This is a genomic window from Flavobacteriales bacterium, from assembly GCA_019694795.1.
GTDB lineage: Bacteria > Bacteroidota > Bacteroidia > Flavobacteriales_D > UBA2798 > UBA2798.
Genome location: JAIBBF010000104.1, coordinates 1 through 5,293 on the forward strand (window position 1 = coordinate 1; position 5,293 = coordinate 5,293).

Genomic DNA, 5,293 nt, shown 5'->3' on the forward strand with positions numbered 1-5,293 from the left:
TCCTTGTGCGACCAATCCTCCAGCATATAGAGCGAAAACACCAATCGAAATCCGTCAGGCAGCAGCGACAAATTTTCTTTAATCATCTCCGCCGTACAACCATCCGGAACAGCCGATTCCGATTCATTTACTTCCTCGTCCCTAAATTCAGTGTGATCATTTAAATCAGCAAAAACCATTTTTCGTTTTTTTGCCGCATTAATACTTTTATTCACTACAATCCGCTTCAGCCAGGAACCGAATGAAGAATCACCTCTAAACTTATCTATCCCAATAAATGCCTCCGTGAAAGCCTCCTGAAGAATATCTTCACTCTCTTCACGATTAAGCAGGATGCGATAACTCACGTTATACATCGCTTTGGCGTAAAGGCGATAGAGTTCAAACTGGGCAGACCTCTCCCCTTTGCGGCAGCCTTCTACCAAATGATCGTGAATATGGATCTCTGTTGGGTTCACTGATGCAAAAATGCTAAAACCTGCCGAATTTTAAACCGAAATTTGCCGACCAACCACTCAATTCATTCCCAATTGCACTTCCGAAATATCCATCACTTACAAAACGATAAGAAGCACCGGCATGAAAACGCATCCATTTAAACACATTCAATTCAAGATTTACCCCCGGTTCTGCAATAAAAAATGCATCTCCAAAATAATTTTCCCAATCGGTATTTCCGAAATTGTAATAGTAACCCATATACGAAGGACGCAATCCCGCTCCTCCGGCTCCAATTAAAACCGGAAACGTTAAGTGAACCAATGAGCGGGAAAAAATCACAGGTTCAACCAATAATCCGCCATATCCTAAATCATAATAATAACGATGTCCGTTTTGATCCACCAAATTACTTTGTACCGGACTCACTAATCCGTAACCTGCAAATCCAATGTTTAAACGATGATTAAAAACCAATGAAACTTCTGCACCTGTCATCCAGGAATATTGTTCATTGATCACCGAAGGTTTATTGGATAAACCAATGTAAAAACCAATTGGTGTTCCTTTCTTAAATAAGGTTTGATCTTGTTCCTGATCATACCGCATTTTTTTCACTTTGGTGCTATCCCCATTCGAGGCATTTGCAAGCAACACCGAAAAACTAAAGATGAATACGAGAATTTTTTTCATGTTCTTTTTTTTAATTCATGTGAATAAGTTGACCGGAACCTGTAATGTTACTTTGAAGCACAGAAGGAGTTCCCCAATAATAAACGTCACCGCTACCGGTGATGGAAACCGTTAAGGTATCGGAAACCGAAATCCGGATATCGCCACTACCTGTAGATGTTATGGACGATTTTACCGTATTGAGATCTTTAAAATTTAAATCGCCCGAACCTTTTAATTGAATGGCTAATTGAGGAACGGCTCCGTTAAAATAAATATCTCCTGAACCTTGATTGATGAGATCAACCGCATTTGAATTTACCGTTAAAGCAACATCACCGGATCCGTAATGTGAAAAGGAACTGAACTGCATGGCAGAACTACCATCCACATCGCCAGAGCCGCTTAAATAAATTTCATCGTATGCGGTTTGCGAGATATAAATATTGACTTTCCCCCAAAACCAATCGGTGTGAGAATCCTGTTCAATTTTTAATCGACCATTATTTACAGTGGTGTAAATTCCCGACATCCAGTTTTCCGGTGCACTTACACGTATTATATAGGAAGTATCGGAACTAAAGTGAACATCTGCCGAGCCGTAAACCGAGAGGTCATAAAAAGTGCCCGGATTCCGGTCCTCCGTAATCTGTGGTCCTGCATCGTGTCTCCATGGCCTGCAAGCCAGCATAAAAAGTGGGAAAGCAAATAAAATAAGGCGTTTCATGGTTTCTTTTTATTTCAAGGACAAGGCACTTTAAAAAGGTTGCATGAAATCCTGAAAAATTCGTCGACTTTAATCCACAATCTCCTTTTCATATTTAGGACCTAACCTAACCTTTAAAAATTCGTTTAGCTCTTATATTCGTTAGGCACTGAAACCTTAAAACAACCGGTTATGATGATGGCAAAAAAGAAAAGTCAGGTGAAAATATTTGTATTAGACACCTCTGTGATTTTACACGATCACAATTCGCTCAACAATTTCGAAGAAAACTATGTTGCCGTCCCCATCGTGGTGCTGGAGGAACTCGATAATTTTAAGCGAGGTCACGATTCCAAAAATTTCGAAGCGCGCGAATTCATCCGTATTATGGATAAATTATCGGGGAATCAAAGTTTACAGGAATGGATTCCCTTAGAAGGGAATAACAAAGGAAAATTTAAAATTGTAATGACCGGCAAGCATACCGGAATGGATGCCAATGTGGTTTACGGAGAACGTAAAGCGGATCACCGCATTTTAAATGCAGCACTTACATTAATGGATGAAGAACCGGATAAAATGGTTATTCTGGTTTCAAAGGATATCAATCTGCGTTTAAAAGCGAAAGCCTTAAACATCCATGCAGAGGATTATGAAACCGGAAAAATTCAGGACATCTCCAATTTCAATACCGGCAGAACCACCATTGAAAATATTGAAGCAGAAGAAATCCGACGCATTTTTACTGATGGATTTACTGAAAATACCGGCATTTTAAATGGAGATAAAGTCAATAATCAATTCTACATTTTAAAAAGCGATAAATCATCTACCCTCGCCTATTACAATCCATTTGCAGAACGGGTAGAACGGGTGGAAAAGCAATTTACCTATGGAATTAAACCTCGTAATGCAGAACAAACCTTTGCACTGCATGCGATCATGAACGACGATGTAAAACTGGTCACCATTCAAGGTGTAGCAGGAACCGGTAAAACACTTCTTGCTTTAGCGGGTGCCATTGAACAGCGAAAAAAATACAACCAGATCATCCTGGCTCGTCCCATTGTTCCATTAAGCAATAAAGACATTGGATATTTACCCGGCGATGCCAATGAAAAAATTAATCCATACATGGAACCACTGTGGGATAATTTAAAATTCATTAAAAGTCAGTTCTCCGAAAACGAAAAACGATACAAGGCCATCGACGAAATGTTGCAGGAGCAGAAAATAGTGGTAACTCCACTTGCCTTTATCCGCGGCCGGAGTTTTTCCAATATCTTTTTCATTATTGATGAAGCACAAAACCTTACTCCTCACGAAGTAAAAACCATCATCACCCGTGCAGGAGAGAATACCAAAATAATTTTTACGGGAGATGTGTTTCAGATTGATACTCCTTATCTGGACGAACAGTCCAACGGTCTTTCCTATATTATTGACCGTTTAAAAGGGAACAAGCTATACGCACACATCACCTTAGAAAAAGGTGAACGATCGGAACTTGCGAATCTCGCTAACGATTTATTATAAATAAAGATCCCCCGCACAACGGGGGATTTTTTTTTAATGCGCACTCAATAATGAATGCTCAGGAATTAAAAACTTGCGCTTTCTAATACTGAAATGAGTTGGATGCTGAAACAGAAAATGAAGTTCCGGATAAATGGATTCATTCATTTGCTGATGATATGAAAAAGCAGAAACATGTTCCAGTTTTCCAAGCGGACCCGCAATGGCCGATTGTAAAATAATTTCATGATTCACTTTTTCGATTTTTAATACATAATGAGAAATGCGACGTTTATCGCGACAAATCACAACTTCATTATGTACTTCCATGATTAAATCATGATTTTCAGAAATAATTTTTCCTATTTCCTCTGCAGAAAAAGTATAGGACTTAAACGTTAATTTTCGTGAGCAAATCCAATAATCCTTCCATACCGAAAAGGCTGCATAAAACAATACAATTAACAAGGGTAAGGGTATGATATGAAAAACATCATTCGTATCGCTCAGCCATCCCGTATCTAATAACAAGACCACAAATCCAAGCGGTAATACGATGCCTATCATCAAGAGCTCGGTAAAATAAAGGATACTGCGTTTCGGATACATGCTGTCTGTTTCGTACTTACACGCACAATCCAATCCAAAGGATTAAACCGCTGAAAAACAAAACAAATAAGAAAAGTAATTATCCTAAATCGGGAATTAAATTTTGTTTTTGGCATCGGGCGACAAAGAGGATAATTCCAAAATAATCCGGTTATCCATGCGTAAATGCTGCGCAAAAAAAGAAGCCCGCTGCCATCGGCGGTAACGATCCGTCATGCAGGAACTCATTACAACGCCTTCTTTGGTTTCTTTTAAAATCAACACATACGTTCCCACAAATAATTCGTTGGAAAGCATAATGTCGCCACTGTCTAAATGCACACGCATCTCCATTTCCAGTTTTTCGGAAAGTTGAGAAGCAAATAAACGCAGATCTTTCACCGGATAACGTACCACTTTGTTTTTCATGCCGCGGAAAAACCCTAACCAAACGCTTATTCCCATGAACACCAATAAAGCCAATAATGGAAGCGGAATAAAAAATTCGGAATCACTCACGCCATTTAACCATCCTGTGCTGAGTAAGGAATAAAGAAATGAAGCCGGTAGTAAAAATCCTATCAGAAATAATTCAGTAAAAAATATGAGATTTCGTTTAGGAAGCATAAAAATTCCGGTTCGCCTTGGAACTGAAATTTAATCATTTTCCCTTAAAATCGAAAAAATAAGAAGATGAAAATGAAACAACTAGCATTCCTGCTACAGGTGCCAGGAGATATACCCATAAATGGTCAAGCATTCCTGAAATTAAAGCGGGACCAACCGATCGCGCCGGGTTCATCGATGCCCCGGTGAATGGTCCGCCCCAATACGCTTCCAATCCCACTGTTAATCCTATGACGAATGCAGATAAAAACAGCGATAATTTCCAATGAATACTGAGAAGGATAACCAGCATCAATAATCCACTCAACATCATTTCCAGCAAAAAGGAATTCAAAACTCCCGATGTGGGAAGTGTTGTTCCCAAACTTTTCGATGCAGGAAATATATAATGACTGATCGCAGAAATAAAAATTGCTGCTGCGATTTGCAAAAGGATAAAAAGAAAAAAATCTTTCCATGCAATCGATTTTTTCATCCACATACTTGCACTAACTGCCGGATTAAAATGTCCGCTTCCCATTGGGGAAATAATCAGAATAGCCAGAAATACGGATAAACCGAAAAAAAATGAAATCACCGGATGAGTAAAAAATGAATATCCCGATTCAGCCAGGACAATGGTACCTGTCCCCACCACCATAATGATAGATGTACCTAAAAATTCTGCCAGGTATTTTTTCATGCTTTCAATACGGATAACAAGAAAAATATTTCTGTGGCAATAAGCAAAGAAGTAGAGTGATAATG

7 protein-coding genes are annotated in these 5,293 nt (G+C 39.0%); 1 reads left to right on the forward strand and 6 read right to left on the reverse strand.

Annotation, left to right across the window (positions count from 1 at the left end):
* From K1X56_14790 to K1X56_14800, 3 genes are all read right to left on the reverse strand, one after another.
* The coding region (locus K1X56_14790; GenBank protein MBX7095985.1) for a sigma-70 family RNA polymerase sigma factor at positions 1-458 on the reverse strand (458 nt) is incomplete at its 3' end.
* Between the two features lie 13 nt (positions 459-471).
* Positions 472-1,131 (reverse strand): hypothetical protein, encoded by a 660-nt coding sequence (locus tag K1X56_14795; GenBank protein ID MBX7095986.1) that lies wholly within the window; start codon positions 1,129-1,131, stop codon positions 472-474.
* A gap of 10 nt (positions 1,132-1,141) precedes the next feature.
* Positions 1,142-1,837 (reverse strand): DUF2807 domain-containing protein, encoded by a 696-nt coding sequence (locus K1X56_14800; protein ID MBX7095987.1) that lies wholly within the window; start codon positions 1,835-1,837, stop codon positions 1,142-1,144.
* 177 nt (positions 1,838-2,014) lie between these two features.
* On the opposite strand from K1X56_14800, the gene K1X56_14805 reads away from it, so the two are divergent.
* Positions 2,015-3,352, forward strand: coding sequence for a PhoH family protein (locus tag K1X56_14805; GenBank protein ID MBX7095988.1), 1,338 nt, complete (start codon positions 2,015-2,017; stop codon positions 3,350-3,352).
* A gap of 33 nt (positions 3,353-3,385) precedes the next feature.
* Here the strand turns inward: K1X56_14805 and K1X56_14810 are convergent, their stop codons facing one another.
* From K1X56_14810 to K1X56_14820, 3 genes are all read right to left on the reverse strand, one after another.
* Positions 3,386-3,940: a hypothetical protein gene (locus K1X56_14810; GenBank protein MBX7095989.1), complete on the reverse strand. Its 555-nt coding sequence runs from the start codon at positions 3,938-3,940 to the stop codon at positions 3,386-3,388.
* 96 nt (positions 3,941-4,036) lie between these two features.
* A complete protein-coding gene (locus K1X56_14815) occupies positions 4,037-4,546 on the reverse strand; it encodes a hypothetical protein (GenBank protein ID MBX7095990.1) in 510 nt (169 codons plus the stop codon).
* A 34-nt stretch (positions 4,547-4,580) separates the two neighbouring features.
* Positions 4,581-5,293: aquaporin (locus K1X56_14820; protein MBX7095991.1), on the reverse strand; the 713-nt coding region annotated here is incomplete at its 5' end.